The organism is Micromonospora sp. NPDC050495, assembly GCF_040655175.1.
GTDB lineage: Bacteria > Actinomycetota > Actinomycetes > Mycobacteriales > Micromonosporaceae > Micromonospora.
Map to the genome: position 1 here is coordinate 11,489 of NZ_JBFAJK010000013.1, position 23,791 is coordinate 35,279.

The window sequence follows — 23,791 nt, forward strand, 5'->3', positions numbered from 1 at the left end:
CACCGGTACGAAAGACCTGGCCGTCCCGGTGTCCCGGCGACCGATTGACTAGACCGCCGTCGTCCGCCCCGCGTGCAGTTGTTCGAGGAGGACCCGTGAGGCCGGCTGACAGGATCGCTGAAGTGTCGGTGGAAGACGCCGTCCGCGCCTCGGTGAGCTACGACCAACTGCGTATGGGTGATGACGCCCTGTACTGGCTGGAGACCCGTCCCGACGCCGGCGGTTGCACGGCGGTGACACGATGGCGGTCCGGCGAGGGCAAGCGTGATGTCAGTCCGAAGGGCTTTGATGTCGCCAGCGGCGTTCACGCGTACGGGGGTGGATCTTTCGCTGCTGCCAAGGGGACGCTGTGGTGCGTCGGCCGAGATGGCCTCTACCGGAGCGGTCGTTCCGACGATCAACTCGAATTGATCGCTCATGGATCCTTCGGTGACCTGACGGTCGGCGACGGCGAGTTGCTGGCTGTGCGGGAGTCGGAGCAGGGTGACGAACTCGTCGCGGTGTCGCTCACCGGTGCTCCGACGGTGCGAACTCTCGTCTCGTCCCCGGGGTTTCTTGGTGCGCCTCGGCCGGGTCCGGGTTGGTTGGCCTGGACCAGGTGGAGCGAGCGCGACATGCCCTGGGACGCGTGTGAGATATGGGTGGCGTCCTACTCACCGCGTCATCAGGTCGACGGCGCAGTGAGACTGGCCGGCGGTCCGGAGGAGTCTGCGGTGGAGCCGCGGTGGGGACCCGACGGGGCGTTGTACTTCGTTTCGGACCGCAGCGGTTGGTGGAACCTCTACCGGTGGGACGGCCACAGGGTGAAGGCGGTGGCGCCGATCGCGGGTGAGTGCGCTGCGGAGCCGTGGGAGTTGAGTTACGCGTCGTATGGCTTCCTCGACGGTGGTCGGATTGTCTTGGTGGTGCAGGAGGGGCCGCGACACCGCCTTGTCGTCATCGAGCCCGACGGCACTGTCCGCCCGGTCGACCTGCCGTACACGTCGATCAAGCCGTACCTCGCCCTCCGAGGGACGACGGTGGCGTTGATCGGATCATCGCCGACCGTAGCTCCACAGGTCGCGCTCGTAGACCTGGCTGAGGCTGACCCCCAGGTGAAGGTGCTTGCCAGGCCGGAGCACGCCGCACTCGACCGCGCGCGAGTATCGACCCCAACGGAGCTGCGCGTCCGAGTGGCCAGTGGGCGGGAGGTCCTTGCCCTGGTGTATCCGCCGACGGGCTCGGCGGCGGACTGGCGGGCGCCGGTGATCGTCCGGGCGCATCCCGGGCCGACCGCGTCCTGCCTGCTGCGCCTGGACTGGCAGGCACAGTTCTTCACCAGCCGCGGGTTCGCCGTTGTTGATGTCGACTACCTGGGTAGCACCGGGTACGGCCGCGCGTTCCGGGAATCGCTGTACGGCCGGTGGGGCCTGGACGATGTCGGCGACTGCGCGGCGGTGGCGGTTCACCTGCTGTCGACGGGACGGGCGGTGCCGGGGCAGGTGTTCATCCGTGGTGCCAGCGCCGGCGGCTACACCGCGTTGCACGCGGTGGCCCAGGACGGCCCGTTCGCCGCTGCCACGGCCGTGTCGGCGATCGTGGATCCTGACCGGTGGGCGCAGACGGTGCCCCGGTTCCAGCGGGCGCACGCGATGCGGCTGCGAGGTGGTGCCGGCCGTGTCCGTGCCGCTGCTGTGCAACGGCCGGTGCTGCTCATTCATGGCACCGCCGACGAGGTGGCCGTGGTCGAGGATGTCCGCGAACTCGCCGACGAGTTGACGTCTCTCGGCATGGCACCTGAGGTGTTGCTTCTTGCCGATGTCGGCCACTATGTGGCGTCGTCCCGTCGAGCGGGCGCGGCGCTGGAGGCGGAGCTGGGTCACTACCGCTCGGTGATGGCGGATGCGGCCAACGACTAACGGGGGCTACACGGCCGCCAGCGGTAGTCGGTGACGCACGTACTCGCCGAACTCGCGGACCTCCGGCTCGCACCGGTAGGGCTCGAGGTCGGCCTGCACCTCGACGATGCGCTGCAGGCAGCGGTGTGAGGTGGTTCGTGCGGCGTGGTCGACTGCCTCGCGTGCGGTGGCGCAGGCTTCGTCGATGCGGCCGGCGGCGGCCAGCGACGAGGCCAGGAGCGCGGTGTCGATGGCGAGTCGCCGGACGTGGGTGGGGCTCAGGGCGGTGAGGGCGTCGCCCAGGTGCCGTTGGGTGTGCTGCGGTCGGCCCAGGTCGTGGAAGCAGTGGGCGATCTCGTCGGCGAGGTACGCCGCGTCGAAGTACCCGATCCACGCCGGCTCGTCCTCGGGCTTGGCACGGGCCAGTTGCCTTTCCGCGATGTCGAGGTGGGTCAGGCAGTCGTCTTCGCGTCCAAGGCGGGCCTGCGTGCGCGCCACCACCGCGTGCAGCGCTGCTGCCACGGCGGGCGTCGCCTGGGTCTCGCTTCCTCTCACCGCTGTCAGCGCCATCCGGCGTGCCGGCTCGGGATGGCCGCAGTGTAGTGCGAGGTGGCCGATGTTCACGGCGAGCAGATAGCTGCCGTACAGGCGGTCGTCGGCGGCTTCCGTCAGACGTAGAGCGCGGAGGTAGCGGCGCTGGGCGAGGCCATGGGCACCGGTGTCGACCGCCTGGTACCCGCAGAGCTCGAAGAATCCCGCCGCGAGCGTGTACAGGTGGCGGCCGACAGCCTCGGAGGTGGGAGTGTTCGCCAACAGCCGGTTCAGCTCGCCTTCGACGTACCGCTGCACCTGCGCGTGGACTTGTCCGGCGCCGTGGGTGTGGTCCAACTGCCGGAACATCGCCAGAGCGGTCTCCGCCGAATGAAGATCCTCCTCATCAACCTGGTCAGGCAAGCCAGGTCGTCGGGCCACGGGCGGCCGGAGTCCCGCCGCAGCGTTCAGCCAGTCAAGGGCGGCGCGATCGAGGACACCGGGTTGGAACGGAACGTGAGCGACCATCTCGGCCAGCCCCAACGTTTCTGCCGGGCGCTTGGACAGGGCGCTGCTGAGTGCTCCGGCCGGTGAGGGGGTACTCGGCCGGCCGTCGCTGGTCCGGTTTTTGTCGAGCAGCGGTAGCAGGCGTATCAGGGAGCCGCCGGCCATCAGCGCCTTGTCGCAGGCCTCAACGAACTCGCGGGAGGGGAACCGGTCGGCCGTCTCCACACGACGCACGAGATCGGCACTAAAACGGATCATGATGCCGAGCCGCGCCTGCGAGAGGTTGGTGCGTTCGCGGAGCCGGCGCAGTTCAGCACCGAAGAAGTGGCGCTCGGACAGGAATGGCTGGAGCGTCCGCGGGGTCTGGCCCATGACACCGCCTTTCGGGCTGCTCGCCGTCGGCGGCGTTGAGCAGCGTGGACATCGCGCACCTAGGGTCACCCAGTGTTCAGCGCGGCGCAACCAGGATCGCCACCAACTACCTCGCATGACCCTCGGGCCAAGAGGCGCGCCGCATGCGGACAACCCCTTCGTCCGCATGCCCAGCATTCACGACAGCGGCGCCGAGGGCGAGTGTGAGGAGAACGGGGCGCGACCACTCGTCAGATCCGCCCTGGTTCTTCACGACCCTGGGAGGTGCCAGTGGAGCACGAAGTAGTTCCATCCGCCCTGATCGTGACGGGTGCCGGGCGGGGTATCGGACTCGCCACCGTGCGAGCGACCATGAGCAAGGGCCTTCATGTGTACGGGTTGGATGTTCACGTGCCCGCAGACGTTCCGCGCGGAGACCAGGGCCCCTCCTGGCATGACGTCGATGTCGCGGACGAGCAGCAGGTGCAGTCGTTCTTCGCCAATCACGTCAAGCCGGGTTCGGTGGGTGGGTTGGTGAACTGTGCGGGAGCGGTGGAGCGTACCTCGATCATCGACGCAGGCATCGCGGAGTGGGAGCGGATGCTCGCGGTCAATCTGAGTTCGGCTTTCCTGGTGATCCGTGAGTTCGTCGCGTATGCCGCCGCTCCTGCCGCCATCGTCAACGTCAGTTCCGTCAACGCCCACTACGGGCACCCGGAGCGACTCGGGTACGCGGTGGCCAAAGGTGGCGTCGAGGCGCTCACCCGAGCGACCGCCCGACAACTGGCCGATCGAGGCATCCGCGTCAACACCGTCGTGCCGGGTGCGATCGCCACACAGATGACCCCCGACAAGGCCGCCGGTCACCGCTGCCTTCCCAGGCGCTGCGGTGAACCGGAGGAGGTGGCGGACACGATCATGTTCCTGCTGTCACCGGAGGCGTCGTACATCACCGGCAGCACGCTGCACGTCGACGGAGGACTGGGGCTGCGATGACGACTACCCACGGCGGCATCACCGAGATCGACTACGCAGCGATGATCCGCGCCCTGAACCAGGTCCACTACGCGGGGGAGACGTCGTTCTACAACAACGCACCGCTGCGCCCCTGCGAGGAGGCGCTCTACGACCGGCTCGGTGTGGGGGCGCGAATCCTCGATGTGGGATGCGGTGCAGGTCGCGTCACCCGGGCGATAACCGCACTGGGCGGCGACATCGTCGGCGTCGACATCAACGACGCGGCCCTGGCCGTTGCCCAAGCAGCGTGCCCGAACGGCACCTTCGTGCACGGCAGCATGAACGCCCTGCCACTACCGACGGACAATTTCGACCAGGTGTGGTGCCTGCGCTTCTCCTTCAACGCGCTGGCAACCGAGGCCGAACGGGTGGAGACCCTGCACGAGATGTGGCGGGTGTGTGCCCCGGGAGGCACCGTCCTGGTGGAGACGTTCAACTGGCACTACGCCGGCCGGCTCGGGCTTGTGCGTATCGCCAATCTGCTGGACCTGGCCGCCCGCGCCGCGCGATGGCGGGGGCAGCGTCGCAGCGGCTCACGGCCCCTGCCAGCGCGCGACATCATCTACCTCGCCAACAAGACCAGCGGAGCCGCGCCCGGCTACGCCCACCTCACCACCGCCCATGAGTTGTACCTCCTCACAGCGGCGTGCGGGATCCGGCAGTACGCGACCGTGACATCGGAGGAGGGTGTCCTGTCGACCCCCGCGCTCCCGGTACGCGGCAGACACCGCCGGTACTCGATGTGGCTTGTCCTCCGTAAGCCCGAGGAGCGGTCATGAGCTTGTTGAGAGTCGACAACCGCACGCTGGACATCCGGGTCGCTGGGTCGGCACCACGCTGCCTGCGGCGCTTTGTCGCCCGACTCGCTGGCACAGAACTGCCGACCATACCCACCGGGCAGGGCATGCAGGTACGTGGTGGGCGCCGAACCCGGCTGACCGTCGACGTCAATAGAGGTGAGGTCCTCCTGGAACTGGCTGCGGAGCTGGCTGGCGATCCCGCCACGTTGGAGATCGGGCTGCTCCAGGCCGCAGCACGTTCCTTGGCCGTCATGGGGGACGGCGAACTGGCGCTCCTGCACGGGAGTGCGGTGACCGCAAACGGCGGACGGTCGGCCATAGCGGTGCTGGACGGTGGACGCGGGCAGGGCAAGACATCACTCGCGCTGGGCGTCGCCGCTCACGAAGGCAGCCTGTTGGTCGACGAGTTCACCTTCGCTGCCTTCCCCTGCGGTCAGCCCTGTGTGGTGCCGATGCCCACCCTGCCCTGGCATGTTCGCGCCGACATGGCACCGCTGCTGGCACCTCACGCCACCGAACGGCTCCTCTACGCGGTAGATCTCCCCGCCCCCACCACCGCCGGAAACCGCCCGCTGCCGCTGAGCCTCATCGTCATTCCGGATCAAGGCCTTGCGCCGGGCGAACTGCGCGAGACGCCTGCTCCATCAGCCCGCGATCTGGTGCGCGTGGCGGTGACCGACCACGAGGCGAAGCTACGCGATCCGACTCTGGACCACGTCTCGATCTTTTCCTCGGCTGACGAGGTCACCATCAGGGGCAGCCTTCCCGCATTCAACTTCGGAGAGAAGGCGCTTGACGCACTGGCCGCTGTACCGGTCGTCCGCGTCGGCATCGGCAAACCAGATGATTTACCCACCAGCGTTGCCGCGGTGATCCGTCGGATAAGAGGAAATTCGTGATGCGGCAGCTAGCCGCGCCATCGATACTCCTCCTCGCAGGCACTAGCGAGGCCGGAAAGTCGAGCGCGGGCGAGTACTTGGCCGCCCTTGGCGCCCGCCGCGTCAAGATCAGAACGATCCTTGTGCAACTTACCTCGGGTCGACAGGCCTACCACGAGGGCGTGGAGACGCGGGAAGGCTTCGGGTACGACGAGTTCGTCTCGAAACTCCTCGAACTCTCCGACCGCGGCGAGACACCCTTGGCAGTCGAGAGCTTCATCGACGCCGCTTTGGCTATGACTGTAAAGCGCACGTGGCCGGCGCCATGCTCGATCATCTTCATCACGGCACCAGAACCCGTCCGCGTCAAACGCCTCGCGCAGGCCAGAGGGCTGACTGCCGACGAGGCCCGACGCATCATCCGACGCAAAGACGAGCGGAAACGCGTCCATGAACAGCTTCCGGCCTGGCGCGCAATTACCGATCATTGGGTCGACAACACTGCCAACATCATCACCTTCAGGGCTCGTCTCCGCGACGTGTTCCAGACCATGCAGACAACCTCAGGAGGCCTCCAGCCATGACCCGTCGATACGCCTCCGCCGGTGCCGTCGTCGCGACCGACGACCTCAGGTCTCCGGAAGTCCTGCTCCTGGATCAGGTCCGGAAGACCGGCGAACGACAGACCGTCGCCCCGAAAGGCCGACTCGAGCCGGGCGAGGCCCCGCTTCTCGCCGCCAAGAGGGAGGTGGCCGAGGAAGCCGGCCTCAGCAGGACGTACTACAGCGCATATCTCGGACAGGAGGCCTACACGTTCACCGACAACGACGGCACGCCAGCGGCAAAGATCGTGGACTGGTTCCTCTTCACCACATCCACCACCGCCACGACGCCGGCCCGAGACGAAGGCTTCGTCCAGGCCCGCTGGCTCGAGACTTCCGCCGCCCGGCAGGCCGCCAGCCATCCCCAGTTCCAGCAGGTGCTGGATCGTGCCCTTGCCGTCATCACCTGGCGTGCCGCTCATCCCTTGCCCTTCAGCCGGGAGCTCAGTTTCCTGGTCAACCAGGTAGCGGCAGAGGCCCAGGCCGTCATCGCCGGACATCCGGATGCCGGGGTGGGGCTGTGCGGATCCGCCGCACGAGGAGACTTCGTCAAGGGCTGGAGCGATGTCGACTTCATCGCTTGGAACCTGCCCCCCACGTCGGCCGCCGCCACGTCGCTCTACGAGATCGTCAGTGAAGCGGCCCGACGCCACGGTTCTCGAGCGTCACTGCACCTCGCGGACAACCATGGGGGCGACGCCCGTCGCCTCGGTCCGCTCTACGACATGAAGATGCGGATGGTGCTGCGCCGCGTAGGGCTTGACACTGCCGTGATCGCAGGTGCCGCCGCCCCTACGCCGGCCGTCGCCTCAGAGTTGACCGATCTCGCTGGTGACGTTGCCATGCTGCACGAGTTCGCCGTCGCCCGTCTGGCCGCGAGCCACCACACAGAATCGGAGCGCGAGGACGCCACACGCCGGGTGTTGTCGGTGCTGTCGAGTGCCGGTCGGCTGCTTGTCGCACACCGAGCGCCAGAGGTAGGCCTGCGGCTTCCCGAGGTGGTCGAGGCGCTGCGCGACTGGCCGGACACCGAACTCAGATCGCTCCTTGAAGACTACGACGCCTACCGCCGTACAGGCGCAGACGACATAGCACAGGCCGAACTGCTCGCCGCACGGGTGCCAAGTGCGCTCGTGGCCGTGAGGAGCATGCTCGAAGAGTCGGCATCCCTATGATCATTTTCATCGACGGGATCGATGGTAGCGGGAAGACGACTCTCATCAGACACCTTGCCACCGGCCTGAACCGCAGTGGCACTGAAGCAGTCGTCTCCAGCCCACTGTGGCGTTACCTCCCCACGATCGCCGCGCCGGAACAGTTCGCCTCCTGGGTCGTCAATACCACAGGTATGGACGTTGCAGAGGCGCTCATCGGGGCAATGATTGATCGTCTCGATGATCTACGCGACCTGAGCGTCGCACAAGACCGCGTGCACCTGGTTGATCGCGGGCCGAAGACCGTCTACGCATCCGCCCGCGCCCACGCCCACGAACGACACACGGCATTCGAACCTCTTCGGGAAAATCTGGCCGCCTCGGTCCGAGCACTCACCAACGTCCAACCCTGCGTGGCGATCGAACTTGGCGAGGGCGAGAAGGCGCTCCAGACGGCCCTTCCGCGCCTCACATCGTCTCAGACCGTGACGCCCGGATACCTGGGATATTTGCAAGCATTCGCCGCCGAGATGCATATCTCTGGCGACTGGCCGGGCCTGCCAACAAAACGACTTGACGTTTCCATGTCGGCCGAATCCAATTTCGTGGCGGTCATCGATTCACTCTGCCTCGCGCCGCTCACGAACGGCCGTGCGGACGTAGGGGCAGCAGTGCCCGCAAGCGGACGAGACCCCAAGGCATGAGCCACCGCATACCTGCCAACGTCCCACCACCGCACCGCCGCTGACTGCGACCACGTCGGCGGCCGGTTCGACCTGGTCGCGCCACCGCGCCTGCTACGTCGCAGACGGCGGGAAGCAGACGACGCGGGACGTCGTGCGCTGGCATCGCGACGACGATTCCGCAGCGAACCAACCAGCGAACACCAGCAGGCAACCCCTCACCCGCGATCACCAAACACCCAACCACGGAAGCCCTCATGCCCCGCACCCCGATCAGTCTGATCTCCACCGACGCCATCACCCGCGTCGGCTTGGTCAGTCAGCTCCGCCCCCGCCCAGAGGTACTGCTACTCGACGAGGCCGAAGCCGACCAAGCCGAGGTGACGCTCGTCGTCTGCGACAGCATCAACGAACCAACCCTGCGAACCCTACGCACGCTGCGCCGCCGGACGGCGGCCCCCGCACTCGTACTGGTGGTCACCCACGTCGACGACGCCGGGCTGATCACCGCCGCCCAACACGGCATCGCCGGAATCATCCGCCGCTGCGAAGCCGACGCGGACCGCCTCATCACGGTCATCCGCGCCGCCGCAGACGGCGACGGCAGCCTCCCACCAGACCTACTCGGCCGACTACTCCACCACGTCGCAGCGCTGCAACGAGACCTGCTCACGCCGCGCGGCCTGACCATCACCGGACTACGCGACCGCGAAATCGAGGTACTGCGGCTCCTCGCCGACGGCTTCAACACCGCCGAAATCGCCGCCAAGCTCTCCTACTCCCCACGGACGATCAAGACCATCCTCCACGACCTGACCAACCGCTTCCACCTCCGCAACCGCTGCCACGCCGTGGCGTACGCGCTGCGCAACGGCCTCATCTGACACCGCCATGACCCAGCGGCAAATCGCCGGGCAGCGAATCGCCTGCCACTGCTCAACCGAACGCCGGCCCGCCTCGGCCTCGTGCCTGAGCCGGCGCCTGAAGCTTAAGGGGGAGTACCGCCGCCGGCCGCTCCTGCCGGCTGGCGACCCCTGAGCGGGGGCAGACGGCACCATCATGTTCGATGATGTGCGCGGTGTGTGCTCTCTAGCGGATGCCAACCCGGGTCAACCCGTGCCAACGCGGGTCACCCCGGCCGACCGCCGGTCGCAAACCCGGGTTCGTGTGCTCCGGGTGTGGTCCTGGGCTGGGACAACGGCGGTCCGGGGAACGTGGGTGAACGCGGGCCACTCCCTGCCACCCCAGGTGAACCCCCAGGTCGCTAGACTGGGTCCTCGCGCCCTCGTAGCTCAGGGGATAGAGCATCGGTTTCCTAAACCGTGTGTCGCAGGTTCGAATCCTGCCGGGGGCACATCAATACGCAGCTGAAACGCCATCTGAGCTGGCAATACACACGGCCTTCAATTAGAACAGGTGTGCAGCCGTAGGTCACCGGAAGCCGCCGTTTGTCGCCGGTCGCGGAACAGGCGCGGAATGACCTTGAAGCCATCTGCCCAGGTCAGCCGACATGAACGGGGCAAGATCCGGAACGGCGACCATCATGCGGGCCACGCCACCCCGGTCAGCGCCTCAGCGATCCTGTCGTTGACAGTGGCCTCCGCACCGTCGATGCACTTGGCATAGACCTTCAGCAGTACGTCCACGGAGTGCCCGGCCCGGTCGGCTACCTCGGTTGCCGGCACACCAGCGTTGAGCCACAGCGACACGGCAGCGTGCCGCAGGTCGTACGGCCGACCGGCGAGCGGAGAGTCAACCTGGCGCGGCGTCAACGCCAGCCGGCGCGCCTCATCCCAGACGCGCGAGTACGTCGAGGCCGCTACGACGTTGCCCCGCTCGCTCTGAAACAGCCGGCCCTCCTTCGCGACCCCGAACCGCTTGATGTGTGCGCGCAGGATCGCCACGAGCGCGGGCGGGATCGGCACGCTACGCGGCTCATCCTCGGCGCGGTGCTTCAGCCCTCGATCGTCGTGAACCTCGCCGCTGTCGGTCCACCGCTTGCCCGCCTGGGGTCGACTCTTGGCCAGCGTCAGCCGACCCCATCCGGTCTCGGGTAGGTCGCAGTCCTGCTCTCGCAGCGCCAACGCCTCTGCCGGACGAAGCGCGGCAAAGTACAGGCAGGCGAAGAACGCCACCAGGCGCTCACCGCGCTTGGCCTTCCGTCCCCGCTGGCCGACATAGGTGACAGCGATCAGCAGTTCCAGCGCCTGGCGCTGGTTGACGACCACCCGGCGATCGACGACCTCGGCAATCTTCTTCCGCTGCGACCGCACCCGAAGCTTGTCGATCGGGTTGAACTCCAACTCTTCCAGCTCGACCGCGTACTGAAGCGCGTTGTAGAACACCGACCGCTTCCGACGCGCGGTGGTCGCGGCGGCTGGCTTGCCGTCGAGCTTCACCACCAGGACGTCGAGCGCACTCCGAACGGTCCCCGCTTCCCGGAGGTCAGGCAGCGGCAGGGAAGCGTGGCGCAGCCAGCGCACCGCGTCAGCGATGTCCGGCGGCATGTCCAGGCCACGAGCCGGCGGCGGCAGCACATGGTTACGCAGCGCTTGGCGAAGCAGCTCGACCGGCGGCCGTCCGGTGGCGTCCTTCACGAGTGCCGCTGTAACGGCGGCGAGCGCTTCGGTCATGCTGTCGCGGGACTTGGCCGCAGCGCCCGCCCACTTCATGTCGACGTACTTCTTGGCGAAGTCCAACCAGGTTGTGGCCGCCGGGGTTTCCGTCAGCGAGTCCGGTAGCCCGGTGTCCGTGTCGAAAGCCTCGCCCTGGTTGGCTGCCTGCATCAGATCGGAGCGGAAGCTGTCGGCCAAGGCCCGGGTGACGAACGTGCGGGACTTCTCGCGGCCAGCCACCACCCACCGGACGGTGTACGACCGCTTGGCCTTCTTCGACCCGCCAGGCGCGGCAGTGTTGGCTTTGATCGCCCAGATGCGGACGCGACGGGACTTCACGCCGCCACCTCGCGCCGCTGCTCCAGCCAGATCCGGAGGTCTTTCCTCGAAATCCGAAGCTCTCCGTTGGGAAGCCGGATGCAGGCCGGGGCGATACCGAGTTCACGCCACCGGTAGAACGTCCGGCGGGACACGTTGTTGAGCGCGGCGAGCACCTCCGGAACCGTCATCAGGTCGTCATCCACGGTCGGGTCCTTCCTCCTGTCGAATCAAGCGGCGACCGGCGTGGAGCCGGCCGGGGTTGTGCCGAGTTCGTGGGCGATTTCCTCGCGGCCGGTGACGTGCCGCTCGCGAGCGAGGGCGGCGGCGGTGTTGGCGAGGAGCGCGTCACCGGTGGTGTGCCAGCCGACGCCGGCGAAGGTGAGGGTGCCGACGATGAGGGTGGTGTCGTCGAGGTGGTCGACGGCGTGGATGGGTTCGCCGGCGCCCTGGTCGTGGTCCTCGCTGCGGCGGTAGGTGACGCGGGTGTCGCGCAGGAGTTGGAAGGTGACGGAGTAGCGGCGGGCTTTGGTGAGGAAGTGGCCGCCGAAGCCGAGCATGTGCGCCCACCGCCGCAGCCGGGTGTACGGGTTGGTGTCGGCCGGTTTCGCCGGTTGGGCGTCAAGGTTGGCTTGACGGTGGGCGACGCAGACGGGGCAGCCGGCGTAGCGGGTGTGGGTGCCGCAGTCGGGGCACTCCCACGGGGCGACGAAGCCGGGCGCGGGCCGTTGGTCGCGGGGCCGCTGGGACAGCGGGGCGGGTGTGTCGGTGGGTCGGCCGAGTCGCCAGCAGGCGTCGATGAGGCGGGCGGTGTGGTCGCCGTCGGGGTCGGCGTAGTCGCCGATGGTGTCGGCGGTGAGCCTGACGGAGCGGTGGCCGGTTACCTCGGTGCTCTTGGTGGCGTACTTGGCAAGGTATCCGGCGACCATGCTGTCGGTGACCTCACCACGGCCGGTCAGCGAGATGGGGCGGATCTCGGCTTGGTCGCCCCAGGTGATGGGCCAGCCCTGGGGCCGGTCGGGGTGGCCGGGGGTGGTGAAGGTGACCTGTTCGGCGGCGGCGTGGAGCGCGTCGACGAGGTCGGCGGCGGTGAAGCTGGCGGGTGGGGGGATGACGGCGGTCGGGTTGGTGGGGTCGACGCCGTCCAGGCGCACCAGGGCGTGGAAGTGGACGGCTCCGCGTGCCTGGAATTCGGCGGCTTTGCCGTGGGAGAGCCGGACCGGCGACACGGTGCGTGTCTTGCCGGAGGGGGTGGCGACCTGGACGCGGGGGATGCCGCGGCGGCGGGCGAGTTTGGCGAGGTGGCGTTCCGCGGCTTGCTTGGTGCGGTGCCACAGCTCCCCGGAGAAGAGGTTCCACACGACCTGGTGGTCGTGGTCGTAGCAGTCCAGGCACAGCGGTTGCCCGAGCAGGGCGTCATCGGGTTCGTGTCTGGCCCAGCAGACGGCGGGTTGGCCGTGCTCGCACTGGCCGGTGTCGCGGCGGGCGTGGCAGGGGTCGGGTCGGCAGTCGCAGCGGCGGCGATCAGCGCAGGTGTGCCTCTTGACCACCCGGGCGTGAACCGGCCCAAACGACGGCGCGGTGAAGGTGGGAAACACGGCCGGGTGCCGGGACACGGTTTCGGGGACGCCCTTGCCGCCGATGAGGCCGGCGCGCAGCAGTTGGTAGGCGTCGCGTTGGTAGACGGTGGCGCAGGCGGGGCAGACGGTGGCGCGGCGGTTGCCGCACGCCTTGTAGATGGCGGCGTCGGGCATGGCGTCGGTGTGCCGCTGGTCGAGGATGCGTCCGGTGGTCGGTTCGACGGTGAGGAGCTGGCCGGCGAGGCGGATGGGTCGGGTGCAGCCGGCTGCGGCCCGGATGTGGTCGAGCCAGCCGAAGTAGTCGGGTTGGGTGGCGCGTTGGAACGCGGAGCCGGCGGCGGTGTAGGCGTAGACGGGGGTGGTGGTGTCGGCGTTCGAGCCCACACCCCGGGCCAGAGCGGTCCGGGGTGTGAGGTCCAGCGTCGACGCCATCAGGCGGCCACCTCGGGCCGGTCGGTGATGGAGTGCTGGGTGACGATGGTCCGGCAGGCTCCGCACTGGCGGTCGGCCGGTTCGTGCCGGTGGCACGCGATGGTGGTGGTCACCTGGCCGCAGCGGATGGTGACCGGGGTCCGGCAGGGGCCGCCGGGGATGACGTGGATGACGGTGCGTCGGGTGTCGTAGGGGTGCGGCTCGTTCGGGTAGGCGGGGCAGGTGTGGGTGACCTGCTCGATGTCGACGACGTGGATGGTCATCGGGCACCACCGGCCACGGGGGTGCCGTTCACGGGGGTGTGGCCGCCGAGGGTGTGCAGCAGTTCCCGGGCGATGTCCGGGGTGACCGACAGCAGAGCGGCCAACTCATCGGTGGTGATGGGCCGGCCGGTGCTCTGCTCGTGTCGGCCGATGACGAAGCGGGCGGTGGGTACCAGGTGCGCGGGCACCTCGGGTCGGGCGATGGGTAGCGAGTTGATGGGTGCCTCGATGGCGGCCGGCGCAGCCGGCGGAGTGTCGACGGTCGGGGTCGAGGCCGGCGGGATGTCGGCAGCCGGCGGCTCGTCGACGAGCTGGGCGACGCCAGCGGTGGTGTCGGTGGGTTTGGTGGTGGGCTCGTTCGTGGTCGCCAGGTCGCGGGCGGCGGTGAGCAGGGCGGCGGCTTCGGCTTGGATGGCGGCGAAGTCGGGTCGGATGCGTCCGGCGACGAGTTCGACGCCGATGACGAGGACGACGACCAGGGCGAAGACCAGCCGGAGGCCGAGGCTGCCGGGGGAGGCGAAATTGATGGTGGCCGAGAGCAGCGCGGCGGCGGCGAACACGACCAGTGCTCCGCGCTTGGCGTCGCGGGCGATGCCGGAGGTGCGGACGACGGTGAGCATGGACACCATGGCGGCGTCGAAGATCAGCGGCACCAGGTAGGCGAAGTAGCCGGCGTTCTGGGTCCACAGGTAGTGGCCCTGGTGCAGGTAGCTGGTTGCGAGTGCGCCGAGCAGGACGAAGCGGTTGTAGCGCTTGATGGAGCCGATCGCCTTGAGCATGGCCGGGACGGCGTTGCGGGCGTACTCGGCGGCGAACTGTTCGGTGACCGTGGCCGGGTCAGTGCTCGACATGGGGAGTCACCTCCGGGGCCGGGATCGAGTCGAGGGGGATGAGGTCGACCACGCCGGAGCAGTGGGCGCACATGATCGGGGCCAGGCCCTGGGCGGCGAGCTGCTGCCGGAAGCAGGGCAGGCAGGTGAAGTCGGCCGGGAACAGGCCCTCGCCCTCGCAGAGGGCGCAGCGGCCGAGGCAGGCGGGGCAGGGCTTGTAGACCGGGCCGAGAACGTCGTGGATGCCGGCAGGGCTGCTGCCCTCGATGCACCACAGGCACGGGTCAGACAGGTGGAAAGTCACGACGGACTCCCTTCGTGGCAGTCGAAGCAGCAGCCGTAGCGGCGGGGGATGTAGTAGGGCTGCACCAGCCCACAGAGGCGGCAGGTACGGCGAGCCCGAAGGGCTTTGGCGATGGCGGCCCGCTGGGCCGGAGTGGCAACCCGCTTCGGGGCGGCCAGGTCCAGGCGGTAGAGGTAGGCGACGCGCTTACCGCGACGCCACAAGATCTGAGCGACCGGGTCATGACCACCGGGACGAAGGCCAGCGGCGCGCAGCTGCCGGCGGGTGGCCAGGCCCTCCGGGGCCATCCGGTAGGCGAAGGTGTCGAACCCGGTCGCGTCGTAGGTGACGGTCATGACTGGCCTCCCCAGCGCTGCTGGGCGGCCTGCTTGGAGATGCCAAGCCGGGAGCCGATCTCGGCCCACGAGTAGCCGAAGGCCCGCAGCCCGACGACGGCCTCACCGATCGCGTCATCGATGGACGCGGACAGCGCGACGAGGTCGCGGAGGGCTTCCACGTCACCGGCGGCGACGCGACGGCCGTGGGCGCGGATGATGCGGCGAGCGAACGCGGCGAAGGAGTCGTTCTCGACGACCTCACGCCGCTTCCGGCGAGACGGGGTGTGCGTCAAGGACGCCTTGACGGTGAACATCAGTTCTCGCCCCCCTGGGTGTGGAGGCGGTCCCACTCATCGGCAGCCGCGTCGAGGGCGGTGATGACCTGCTCGGCGGTACGCGCCGGGTCGTCGTTCCACGAGTAGGGCGAGGTGTGCTCGTCGATGACAAAGCCGTCCTCGTCGACGAGGAACAGGGGCTCGTGAGTGTCGAGGTAGTCGACGAGTGCGGCGAGGGTGGCGAGGTAGTCGGCGAGGGCGTCGGGGTCGAGTTGAGCGAAGTGCTCGACTCGGTGGCCGGCGCAGGCGATGCCGATGGCCCCGGCGGCGCAGGCCGGCGGGGTCGGGAAGTCAGAGGGGAAGAGTGCGTTGTAGTAGGTGCCCTGGTGCCAGCCGTGCCGGCGCAGGTAGAGGGCAGCCATCCGCAGCAGGTCGGCCGGGGTGACCGGCGCGAGCGCGGGCGGTTTCTGGGTAGCCTTCATGGCAGCCACGTCCTTTCGGGGCTGTTGGTGGAGGTCGGCAGGACCAGCACTGCTGCCAGGCGAGACCTGGTCCTGTCGGCCGATTTCAGGTGGTGCGCAGCCGCAGGTAGCGGCGCTGTCGGGTGTCGTCTCCGCCCATGGGGCGCGGTGCGGAGAGGTAGACGAGTCGGCCGCTGGCGGAGGCGACCTGGACCATGGCGGCGATGTCCTCGGGACGGCCGACGATCCACAGTTCCGTGTACTGGGCGGCCCGCTGGCTGTTGGCCTTGGCGTAGGTGCGCTCGCGGGTGGTCATGCCGCCATCTCCCACTCAGTGGGGTTGAGGCTCGGGTTGCCGGCCGGGGTCGGCCGGCGGGTCCAGGCGGCGTAGTCGGCGATGTTGTAGATGTCGGTGTCGGTGAGGTAGGCGGCCTTGATGCGGCGGGGAACGCCGCCTTCGGCCAGGAGGTAGGCCGCGCCCTGGTTGGTGGGCGAGATGTCGGAGGCGGTGTAGCCCTGCTCGGCCCAGCCCTGGCCGAGGATGATGTTGGAGCTGTTCAACGAGGTGCAGCGGAACGCGGCCCGGTAGCCGAACAGGTCCCGCAGGCTGGCGGGGATGATGTCCCACGACGGCCGCTGGGTGGCGGCCACGACGGGCATGCCGCAGGCCCGGCCGAGGGAGACGAGCCCGCGCAGCAGCGACGAGAACTCCTCCTGCTGGGGCTTGGTGCCCAGCACCGTGGAGAACATGGCGAGTTCGTCGATGATGGTGACGATGACCGACATGCCGTCGCCGGGGGCGAGCTTGCGGCGCCGGTTGGCCAGCAGCCAGGTGTAGCGGTTGGTGGCCACGACCAGGAGGCGGCGCAGCACCTCGATGCCCTGGTCGATGTCGGGGCCGATGAAGGCGTCGGCGAGGTTGCGCCAGGGGCCGAGTTCGACGAGCTTGGCGTCGAACAGCACGAGGCGGGTGTTGTCGCACAGCGCGCCGTGGCCGCAGATGTTGTTGACCAGGCCGGACTTCCCGCCGCCCGGCTCCCCGGCAATGAGGATGTTGCGGTAGATGACGTCCAGGTAGACGGGCTGGCCGAACTCGTCGATCCCGATGAAGATCGGGTCGAACATCGACAGGCCAGGACCCACCGGCACCCCAGCGGCGGGGGTGGGAATCGTGGTGGTCATGACTGCCCTCCTTGGGCGGAAAAGTGGGCGCGAGAAGCCACACGAACGAGCCGCAATGGCTCCTCGCGTCCCGGGTTGAGTTGGGATCAGATCCAGTCGGAGACGTCGTCCTCAGGGGCCGAGGACGAAGCCGCGGGCTTGCTGCCGTTGGCGGTGGTCGCCGGCGGCTTGCGCGCCGGCTTGCCCTGGGTCGGAAGGGTGATCGTCGGAGCGTCGACGTCCGGCAGGTCCAGGGCGGTGGGCACCGTCAGCGGCGACGCCGAGACGGGCGCGTTGCGGTCGATGGCGTCGACCAGCGGGGAGCCCACGTGGGCGGTCAGCACCTCTCGGCGCTTGATGTCGAACCGCAGATAGGCGGCGTTGTTGTCCGCTGCGCGCTCGATGAGCACGGTGGAGGCGTGACAGGTCACGGCGATCTTGTCGAGGCGGCCTTCCAGGTCCTTGGCCGACAGGCCGGGACGCAGGTAGACCCAGACTCGCTCACCGACCGGCGTGGGACGAGCCCACAGGATCAGCGGCAGGCTGCCGGACTGGTTGGCGATGATGAACTGCGCGAAGCACACCCGCAGCCGGTGCCGCACGATCAGGCACCATGCCCAGGCGATGACCTGGCGGCGGATCACCGGCACGGCGGCCGGGACGCCGACGACCAGGGCGACGACGAGCAGCGTCACCACCGTGGGGGCGTGGCCGGCGAGCTGCACCCAGGCGGTGAGCAGACCAGCCGCGAGGACGATCTCCGTCGCCCACCACCACACCAGCCGCAGTACCGGCCAGATGCGCACGAGCAGCCAGGCCACGGCACCAGTCGGCACGCCGATGAGGGCACCGACGAACAGGGCCACGATCGGGTGCCAGTAGGCGGCGGCCACCACGGCCGCGAGCACACCCACCACGATCGCCGTCAGGATGAACGCCACCTTGGCGTTCCGCGCGGAGGAACGGTGAACCTTGGCCTCGATGACCGTCACCGTTCCGGTTGACCTGCCGGCGAACCGGCGGGGGCTAGACTTGGACACGACGAGTCCTCCCAAGTGCAAGTTGGGATCGGATGAGTTGGACGGCACCGGGGTCGGCAGATGTAGGAGTCAGTACCGACCCCGGGCCAATTCCTGTGTTGCCGCCACCTGTCGTGGCGACCGGACCGGGAACGTAGGAGTCAGGAACACTCCCGGAACCGCATGGGTTGGATCAGCGGACCATCAGGCCGCCTCAGCGAGCCACGGACACCGGCGGCTCACACAGCACGACGTGCGAAGAGACCTACTTGGCCGGAGAACCAGTCTTCGGCTTCAGCGACACCGCCCGGAACGCGACGCCGTTACGCCCGTTGGTCGCCCACGGAATGGCCTCCAACTGCTCGACCGCGAGGAAGTCCCCCACCTTCACGTTCGGCTTCTCACCCGCCGTCGTGATGGTGATGACCTCCCCGCCCGTCTCGTCGAGCACGAAGACCTGGGTGGACCACATGGGCCGGCCCGTGTTCTTCTCGGACTTCTGGTTGCCGTTCTGGTCGTTCTTCGGCTCCGGGTCCTTCGACGCCGTCACCTGCTTGCTCGTGGTGTCCACGTACAGCTTCAAGGCCGTCTCCTGTCTGCTTGGGGCACCGCTTGCCGATGCACTCCGTCGTCATCATGTCTTCATGAAGACGTGGAGACAACGTACGACGCTTCGTTCGGTCGCGTCAAGACTTCATGAAGACCTAAACTGGAGGTCGACGTGAAGGAGTGTGACGACATGGCTAAGTGGGAGCGAATCGCCGCAGAGTGGCGTGAGAAGATACATTCGGGCGAAATCGAGCCGGGAAAGAGGCTGCCAAACGAGCAGCAAATGAAGGCCGACTACGAGGTCAGCCTGCCCGTCGTTCGGCAAGCGCTCGACACGCTCGAAGCAGAAGGTCTGGTCGACCGCCGCCACGGTCGAGGCACCTTCGTTCGAGCACCCCGGCAGCGAGTACGCCGTTCTCCCGAGCGGTATCAGTGGGAGAAGGATCGAGCCCGACTGCCCGAGTCCCAGCGACGCCGCACAGGTGCGACCGAGCGTGACACGGGGTTGACCATGCAAGACCTTGAGTTCTCGGCCGAGTACCGGACCGTCCCGGCAAGCGCCGACCTGGCTCGGCTCTTCGGCGTTCCGGTCGGGGCAAAGATGTTGGAGCGCGTCTACCGCACGAGCTCGCGCAAGGAACGGGTGCCGCTCAGCTTGAACACGTCCTACATGGTCTACGACGTGGTTGCCGAGAACCCCGCGCTGATCGACGCCCACAATGAGCCATGGCCCGGCGGAACTCAGAACCAGCTCTTCACCATCGGCATTGAGCTAGACCGGATCGTTGACGAGATCACCGCACGGCCGCCCTCGGCAGACGAAGCCGAAGCCTTGAAGCTGCCCCCAGGAGTGTCAGTGCTCATCCTTCGCAAGATTTCCATCGACACCAAGGACTGCGTCGTCGAGGTCTCGAACGTTGTACTTCCTGGCGACCGGACCGAGTTCGTCTACACAACGAAGCTCACGCGGTGGTCCGAGTGAAAATCTCCGTCATCACTCCGGTTCACCCGCCGAGCATCCCCTACCTCGCCGACGCCTACGAATCACTCCGATCTCAAGAGCTGCCAGATGGATGGACCTGGGAGTGGCTAGTCCAAGAGGACGGGCGCACCGGCAAGGTCGCAGCCTCCCTGCCCGCTGACCCGCGCGTCCTCAGCGGGACCGGTAAACCAGGCGGTCCAGGAACCGCCCGCAACATGGCCATGGCACGCAGCGACGGCGACCTGTTGCGAGTCTTGGACGCAGACGACCAACTCACACCAGGCGCCCTCGCACGCGAGATCGAGATACTTGCCAGCCGACCCGACGTCGGCTGGACAACATGCAGCGTGCTCGACCTGATGCCCGACGGATCAACGATCGGCTGGCAACACGCCGACCCACCAGGCGGCACCCTCCACCAGGGCGACGTGCTGACCTACTTCCGCACCAACGGCTACCGGCTTCCGATCCACCCAGCGACGCTGTGCATCCGACGCAACCTTGCGCTCGCCCTCGGCGGCTGGATGGCCCTACCCGGAGGAGAAGACACCGGCCTACTGATCGCCGCATCAGTCGTCACCGACGGATACTTCATCGCAGAACCAGGGCTCCTGTACCGCAAGCACCCCGACCAGATCACCGCCCAGAGCGACTGGACTGCGACCGAAGAGTGGCAGCTTCGCATGCAGCTCATTGAGTCACGAGCCGTCGCGTTACAGACGCCCTATCCCGCCGCCAGCGCCTGATCCGGAAGCCGCGGTTGGTCCCGGGCCGAGTAGGCCGGCCGGCCTGCCGGCGAAGTTGTTCAAAGTTTCTGTACGTCTTCAAGGCGGCCCGCAACGGGCCGCACGCGCCGCCGCCTGGGCGCGCGCCGGCCGCTGCCGCTGTCGCTCTGCGGCCGTCACGCCAACGCCCGGCGGCTGGCGCGGAGAGCGGGAAGCCCGGAGGGCCGCCGCAGAACGACAGGCCGTTGACCGTTGGTGTGGTGGGCCGGCAGCCGGCCGGGCCGCGCGGCCACGAGCCCGCGCGGCGTAGGGAAGGGCACGCCGGCAGCGTCGGCGAGCTGGCGGCGGTCGCGGGGTGGCGGTTACTGCGCCTCCGGCGGGGGCGCAACGACTCCAGGATGGCCGGGGCTCCGTCCGCGCGTTGCGGTCCGTGGGTGGTTGCGCAGAGCCATCCCGTCTGCCACCGACCCGGGCAAGCCGAGCAGACCACCGCCCGACCCGCCAGCGTCCGTCCGTGCGTCAAGGTCCGCTTGACGTGGCGGGCCGGGCGGCGGCCCGCTCCCCCGGAGGGCGGGTCGGCGGCAGACGGGATGGAGATACTCGCTCTCGTGTCGTTGTTGTCGATGTACTCCGCTGTCCCGAGAAGCTACTCTTGCTGCATGCCGCAGAGAAAGCAGGCTTCCGCGTCAACCGCCCGGCGGGCGGTCGTTCGGTATGCCAAGAAGGCTGCCGTACGCGAGAAGAGCGTTCTCTTGCGCATGAAGGAACGAGCGGTCCGCGCTCGCGCTAAGGTATCTGAGCTGGAGAAGGGACCTTCCTCTCCCAAGTCAACCTTCAAATCTGATCAAGTACGCCTGCCTGGCTTTGTAGGGATGCTCAAGGACGGGCAACGCGATCTTGCGGCGCGCGCTAAGGACATCGTTCGTGGCGGTCACACCGACAAGTGACCGTTACTCCACATCGACGGTCGGCAGTTGTCGTAGACACCGGCCCCCTGGTCGCCCTGATCAACGCTAACGACGAGCATCATGCAGCTTGTGTTGAGTGGCTAACGAGGGCGCTGGCTCGACGTCGAAAGTTGATCATACCGATGCCGATCGTGACCGAGGTTTGCTACCTCTTGGGAACGACAGCGGGAAGTGATGCGGAGGCCAACTTTCTGGACGAGCTAGCGCGAACGCCAGCAGACTTTCGTCTGTTTTCACCCGGGCGATCCGACTTGGCCCGAATGGCTCGTCTAGTCCGGAAATACGCTGACCTGCCGTTGGGTGCTGCTGACGCTGCCGTGATCGCAACGGCGGAGCGCTTTGAAACCACCGAGATCGCTACGATCGATGATCGAATGGCCAAAGTCGTGCGCCTAAACGACCGTGAGCCCATACTGGCAGTGCCCTGAATCAAGATCCGGAACATGTGCGGAATGATCATGGGTTGGGCCGGCAAGGGGTAGGGCGTAGGCCCAGGTCGCAGGAGGGTATGCGCAGCGAGCGCTACTCCCTTCCTAAACCGTGTGTCGCAGGTTCGAATCCTGCCGGGGGCACCTCGAGGATCAGGCAATTCGCCCCTCTGGCCTGCGGGTAAGCCATCGCACCGTCGATCAGGTGTGCAGCCCACGCCACCCGGAGCCGCTCGTCGGCCACGGCCTGGGAATGCGCGTTCTGGTGACGACGCCGAGCGAGGCAAGAATCCACCGGCCAGTCAGCGGGACGGGCGTCAACTGAGCCAGTTGAGCACCTCGTCAGTGGTGACGACCTCGCCGAACCGGGGCAGGACCACCGTCAGTGCGTGGTCATGCTCCGCCGCCGTCATACCGCTCATCGCGTCGGCCACGAAGATGACTTCGAACCCGTGATCGGACGCGGCGCGCGCAGTCGACTCGACGCCCATCGTCGTGGCAAGGCCGGTCATGGCCACTGAGTGCACGCCGCGCTTGCGCAGTTCGTCGGCCAGGCCCGTGCCGTAGAACGCACCAATGGTCTGCTTCACCACAACGATGTCGCCGGGCTGCGGCTCCATTTCCGGGACGAACCCACTGCCCGGCGGCTGCTCGGCAACGCCCGGCCGATCCACCCGGACCAGCACCACGGTGCCGCCGGTCCGGCGGAACGCTGTCACCAGGCGGCTTGCCCGGGCCACCACGTCGGCCCCCTTGTGGGGACCCATGTCCTGCTCGACGATGCGCGGCATCAGGTCCACGACGATCAACGCGGTGCGTCCGGCGGGGAAGGGCTTGGTAAGGAGTGAAGGCATCGCGTGACCCTAACATTCGGTAGCTGCGGCGCGATGCGGCTTGACGGGGTTGCTACGTACTGCGATGCTACGCCGGACGTAGTAAGTAAGGAGGCCGCCATGGCCGGACTCGCCGACCTCGGCCGGTTCTCCGAACCGGCCCTGCACATCCTGATCAGCCTCGCCGCGGGGCCCAAGCACGGGTACGCCATGCAGGACGACATCGGTGAGCTCACCGGCGCCCGCCCCGGCCCCGGCACGCTCTACGGCGCGATCCGACGCCTGGAGGAGCACGCATACATCGAGGCCCTGCCCGAGCAGGACCGGCGCAAGCCGTACCGGTTGACCGATGCCGGCCGCGCCGCCCTCGGCGCGGAGCTGCAGCGGATGCGGTCCCTCGCCGCGACCGGGCTGCGCCGGCTGGCGGTTGCCTGATGCGCGCCCGGATCATCCGCGCCGTGCTGGCGCTGTATCCGGCCGCGATCCGCGAACGCTACGGCGACGAGATCGCGGAACTGCTCGCCGCCAGCGACACCCCGGTCCGGGACCTGGCCGACACCGCCCGGTGCGCGGTGCACGACCGGCTCACCCGGCGGCCGGGCATGATCACCGTGGCGCAGGCGCGCACCGCCGCGTTCACCGTGATCAAGCTGGTCGTCGCGCCGCTCGCGTTCGGCGTGCTGCTCCTGCTGCTGCTGACCACGGCGGGTCTGCTGGCCGACGCGACCGGGGCGTACGAAGCCGCGCCCTACGGGTACGCGCTGGCCGTGGCGCTCGCCGCGGCCTTGATGTGGTGGTTCGGCCGGTGGATGGCCCGCTCGGAGCCGATCGTCGCGGCCGCTGTCGTGGTCCCGGCGGCGCTCGCGCTGGGCGTCGCGGGCATCTGTGCCGTGCGGCCCGTCGGCGAGGTGCTCGGCGAGGTGCGGGCCGGATCGCTGGCGGCAGTGGCCTGCTGGGCGCTCGGCGCCATCGTGCTCGGCTGGGCGGTGCGCGTCCTGCTGCGCCGGGGTCGCCGCGCCGCTGCCTGGCTCAGCAGCGGGATCGGGGCGCTGCTGCTGCTCGACGCGGTCACCGCCGTGTACGTGTTCACCGCGCTGCCGGCTGAGCGCGCCCCGCGGCACAACGCGCCGCTGTGGTACCTGTCCACGATGAGCTGGTGGGATCCGGGCCTGGTCGACGGCGCGTACCGGCAGCTCGAGGACTCGATCAAGCTGCTGCCGCCGATGCTCACCATGTGCACGGTCTTCCTGCTCGCCGTGGTCGGTGTGAGCGCGCGTCGGACCGCGCCCGGGTCGGCGACCGGGCGGGTGCCGGCATCATGATCCGACCGA

Annotated in this window: 28 protein-coding genes, 1 tRNA gene and 1 pseudogene; 15 read left to right on the forward strand and 15 right to left on the reverse strand. The window is 68.3% G+C overall.

All coding sequences use genetic code 11. The annotated features are described in order from the left end of the window. Positions 1 to 743 precede the first annotated feature (743 nt). A pseudogene (locus AB0I11_RS15435) lies at positions 744 to 1,932 on the forward strand (prolyl oligopeptidase family serine peptidase). Here the strand turns inward: AB0I11_RS15435 and AB0I11_RS15440 are convergent. Further along, positions 1,905 to 3,287, reverse strand: a complete 1,383-nt coding sequence (locus AB0I11_RS15440; RefSeq protein WP_357319660.1) for a helix-turn-helix transcriptional regulator — start codon at positions 3,285 to 3,287, stop codon at positions 1,905 to 1,907. The pseudogene AB0I11_RS15435 and the gene AB0I11_RS15440 sit on opposite strands and share 28 nt — an antisense overlap. Before the next feature lie 303 nt (positions 3,288 to 3,590). Between AB0I11_RS15440 and AB0I11_RS15445 the strand changes: the two genes are divergently transcribed. From AB0I11_RS15445 to AB0I11_RS15480, 8 genes are all read left to right on the forward strand, one after another. Further along, a complete protein-coding gene (locus AB0I11_RS15445) occupies positions 3,591 to 4,262 on the forward strand; it encodes an SDR family oxidoreductase (protein WP_357320066.1) in 672 nt (223 codons plus the stop codon). Beyond that, positions 4,259 to 5,062, forward strand: coding sequence for a class I SAM-dependent methyltransferase (locus AB0I11_RS15450; protein WP_357319663.1), 804 nt, complete (start codon positions 4,259 to 4,261; stop codon positions 5,060 to 5,062). Before AB0I11_RS15445 ends, AB0I11_RS15450 begins: the two co-directional genes overlap by 4 nt. Beyond that, the gene (locus tag AB0I11_RS15455) at positions 5,059 to 5,982 is read left to right on the forward strand and encodes a hypothetical protein (protein WP_357319666.1); all 924 of its coding nucleotides are present in this window, start codon (positions 5,059 to 5,061) and stop codon (positions 5,980 to 5,982) included. The genes AB0I11_RS15450 and AB0I11_RS15455 overlap by 4 nt, the downstream gene beginning before the upstream one ends. Continuing rightward, positions 5,982 to 6,545 (forward strand): cytidylate kinase family protein, encoded by a 564-nt coding sequence (locus AB0I11_RS15460; protein WP_357319669.1) that lies wholly within the window; start codon positions 5,982 to 5,984, stop codon positions 6,543 to 6,545. Before AB0I11_RS15455 ends, AB0I11_RS15460 begins: the two co-directional genes overlap by 1 nt. Then, positions 6,542 to 7,738 (forward strand): NUDIX domain-containing protein, encoded by a 1,197-nt coding sequence (locus AB0I11_RS15465; protein WP_357319671.1) that lies wholly within the window; start codon positions 6,542 to 6,544, stop codon positions 7,736 to 7,738. The genes AB0I11_RS15460 and AB0I11_RS15465 overlap by 4 nt, the downstream gene beginning before the upstream one ends. Further along, on the forward strand, positions 7,735 to 8,421 hold the full coding sequence (locus tag AB0I11_RS15470; RefSeq protein ID WP_357319674.1) for a hypothetical protein: 687 nt from the start codon (positions 7,735 to 7,737) through the stop codon (positions 8,419 to 8,421). Before AB0I11_RS15465 ends, AB0I11_RS15470 begins: the two co-directional genes overlap by 4 nt. A 236-nt stretch (positions 8,422 to 8,657) precedes the next feature. Continuing rightward, a complete protein-coding gene (locus tag AB0I11_RS15475; protein ID WP_357319677.1) occupies positions 8,658 to 9,284 on the forward strand; it encodes a response regulator transcription factor in 627 nt (208 codons plus the stop codon). Between the two features lie 397 nt (positions 9,285 to 9,681). Further along, positions 9,682 to 9,754 (forward strand) — tRNA-Arg (locus AB0I11_RS15480). A gap of 187 nt (positions 9,755 to 9,941) precedes the next feature. Here the strand turns inward: AB0I11_RS15480 and AB0I11_RS15485 are convergent. The 13 genes from AB0I11_RS15485 to AB0I11_RS15545 all read right to left on the reverse strand — a co-directional run bounded on the left by AB0I11_RS15485 (position 9,942) and on the right by AB0I11_RS15545 (position 18,558). Next, entirely contained in the window at positions 9,942 to 11,354 is a 1,413-nt protein-coding gene (locus AB0I11_RS15485) for a tyrosine-type recombinase/integrase (RefSeq protein ID WP_357319680.1), read from the reverse strand. Next, positions 11,351 to 11,539, reverse strand: a complete 189-nt coding sequence (locus AB0I11_RS15490) for a helix-turn-helix domain-containing protein (RefSeq protein WP_030504500.1) — start codon at positions 11,537 to 11,539, stop codon at positions 11,351 to 11,353. Before AB0I11_RS15490 ends, AB0I11_RS15485 begins: the two co-directional genes overlap by 4 nt. 24 nt (positions 11,540 to 11,563) lie before the next feature. Beyond that, a complete protein-coding gene (locus AB0I11_RS15495) occupies positions 11,564 to 13,345 on the reverse strand; it encodes a replication initiator (protein ID WP_357319684.1) in 1,782 nt (593 codons plus the stop codon). Beyond that, the gene (locus AB0I11_RS15500; RefSeq protein WP_357319687.1) at positions 13,345 to 13,608 is read right to left on the reverse strand and encodes a hypothetical protein; all 264 of its coding nucleotides are present in this window, start codon (positions 13,606 to 13,608) and stop codon (positions 13,345 to 13,347) included. The genes AB0I11_RS15495 and AB0I11_RS15500 overlap by 1 nt, the downstream gene beginning before the upstream one ends. Continuing rightward, positions 13,605 to 14,459, reverse strand: coding sequence for a DUF2637 domain-containing protein (locus AB0I11_RS15505; protein ID WP_357319690.1), 855 nt, complete (start codon positions 14,457 to 14,459; stop codon positions 13,605 to 13,607). The genes AB0I11_RS15500 and AB0I11_RS15505 overlap by 4 nt, the downstream gene beginning before the upstream one ends. Beyond that, complete coding sequence (locus tag AB0I11_RS15510) at positions 14,446 to 14,742, reverse strand: hypothetical protein (RefSeq protein WP_357319693.1); 297 nt, start codon at positions 14,740 to 14,742, stop codon at positions 14,446 to 14,448. The genes AB0I11_RS15505 and AB0I11_RS15510 overlap by 14 nt, the downstream gene beginning before the upstream one ends. Next, positions 14,739 to 15,077 carry an RRQRL motif-containing zinc-binding protein gene (locus AB0I11_RS15515; protein ID WP_357319696.1) on the reverse strand — a complete coding sequence of 113 codons (339 nt, stop codon included), beginning with the start codon at positions 15,075 to 15,077 and terminating at the stop codon, positions 14,739 to 14,741. The genes AB0I11_RS15510 and AB0I11_RS15515 overlap by 4 nt, the downstream gene beginning before the upstream one ends. Further along, on the reverse strand, positions 15,074 to 15,373 hold the full coding sequence (locus AB0I11_RS15520) for a hypothetical protein (protein ID WP_357319699.1): 300 nt from the start codon (positions 15,371 to 15,373) through the stop codon (positions 15,074 to 15,076). The genes AB0I11_RS15515 and AB0I11_RS15520 overlap by 4 nt, the downstream gene beginning before the upstream one ends. Further along, positions 15,373 to 15,816: a hypothetical protein gene (locus AB0I11_RS15525; protein WP_357319702.1), complete on the reverse strand. Its 444-nt coding sequence runs from the start codon at positions 15,814 to 15,816 to the stop codon at positions 15,373 to 15,375. The genes AB0I11_RS15520 and AB0I11_RS15525 overlap by 1 nt, the downstream gene beginning before the upstream one ends. Positions 15,817 to 15,901: 85 nt before the next feature. After that, the gene (locus AB0I11_RS15530; protein ID WP_357319705.1) at positions 15,902 to 16,111 is read right to left on the reverse strand and encodes a hypothetical protein; all 210 of its coding nucleotides are present in this window, start codon (positions 16,109 to 16,111) and stop codon (positions 15,902 to 15,904) included. Beyond that, positions 16,108 to 16,977, reverse strand: a complete 870-nt coding sequence (locus AB0I11_RS15535) for an FtsK/SpoIIIE domain-containing protein (RefSeq protein WP_357319708.1) — start codon at positions 16,975 to 16,977, stop codon at positions 16,108 to 16,110. Before AB0I11_RS15535 ends, AB0I11_RS15530 begins: the two co-directional genes overlap by 4 nt. Positions 16,978 to 17,063: 86 nt before the next feature. Continuing rightward, positions 17,064 to 17,948 carry a hypothetical protein gene (locus AB0I11_RS15540; RefSeq protein ID WP_357320069.1) on the reverse strand — a complete coding sequence of 295 codons (885 nt, stop codon included), beginning with the start codon at positions 17,946 to 17,948 and terminating at the stop codon, positions 17,064 to 17,066. 292 nt (positions 17,949 to 18,240) lie between these two features. After that, positions 18,241 to 18,558, reverse strand: coding sequence for a hypothetical protein (locus AB0I11_RS15545; protein ID WP_041799353.1), 318 nt, complete (start codon positions 18,556 to 18,558; stop codon positions 18,241 to 18,243). A gap of 138 nt (positions 18,559 to 18,696) precedes the next feature. Between AB0I11_RS15545 and AB0I11_RS15550 the strand changes: the two genes are divergently transcribed. From AB0I11_RS15550 to AB0I11_RS15565, 4 genes are all read left to right on the forward strand, one after another. Continuing rightward, a complete protein-coding gene (locus tag AB0I11_RS15550) occupies positions 18,697 to 19,506 on the forward strand; it encodes a GntR family transcriptional regulator (RefSeq protein ID WP_357319711.1) in 810 nt (269 codons plus the stop codon). Further along, on the forward strand, positions 19,503 to 20,252 hold the full coding sequence (locus AB0I11_RS15555) for a glycosyltransferase (protein WP_357319714.1): 750 nt from the start codon (positions 19,503 to 19,505) through the stop codon (positions 20,250 to 20,252). Before AB0I11_RS15550 ends, AB0I11_RS15555 begins: the two co-directional genes overlap by 4 nt. A gap of 638 nt (positions 20,253 to 20,890) precedes the next feature. Beyond that, complete coding sequence (locus AB0I11_RS15560; RefSeq protein WP_357319717.1) at positions 20,891 to 21,178, forward strand: hypothetical protein; 288 nt, start codon at positions 20,891 to 20,893, stop codon at positions 21,176 to 21,178. Next, complete coding sequence (locus tag AB0I11_RS15565; protein WP_357319720.1) at positions 21,175 to 21,627, forward strand: PIN domain-containing protein; 453 nt, start codon at positions 21,175 to 21,177, stop codon at positions 21,625 to 21,627. Before AB0I11_RS15560 ends, AB0I11_RS15565 begins: the two co-directional genes overlap by 4 nt. Before the next feature lie 317 nt (positions 21,628 to 21,944). Here the strand turns inward: AB0I11_RS15565 and AB0I11_RS15570 are convergent, their stop codons facing one another. Beyond that, the gene (locus AB0I11_RS15570; protein ID WP_357319723.1) at positions 21,945 to 22,481 is read right to left on the reverse strand and encodes an isochorismatase family protein; all 537 of its coding nucleotides are present in this window, start codon (positions 22,479 to 22,481) and stop codon (positions 21,945 to 21,947) included. A 99-nt stretch (positions 22,482 to 22,580) separates the two neighbouring features. On the opposite strand from AB0I11_RS15570, the gene AB0I11_RS15575 reads away from it, so the two are divergent. Continuing rightward, positions 22,581 to 22,895, forward strand: coding sequence for a PadR family transcriptional regulator (locus AB0I11_RS15575; protein WP_313720739.1), 315 nt, complete (start codon positions 22,581 to 22,583; stop codon positions 22,893 to 22,895). Beyond that, a complete protein-coding gene (locus tag AB0I11_RS15580) occupies positions 22,895 to 23,782 on the forward strand; it encodes a hypothetical protein (RefSeq protein WP_357319727.1) in 888 nt (295 codons plus the stop codon). The genes AB0I11_RS15575 and AB0I11_RS15580 overlap by 1 nt, the downstream gene beginning before the upstream one ends. The last annotated feature ends 9 nt before the right edge of the window (positions 23,783 to 23,791 follow it).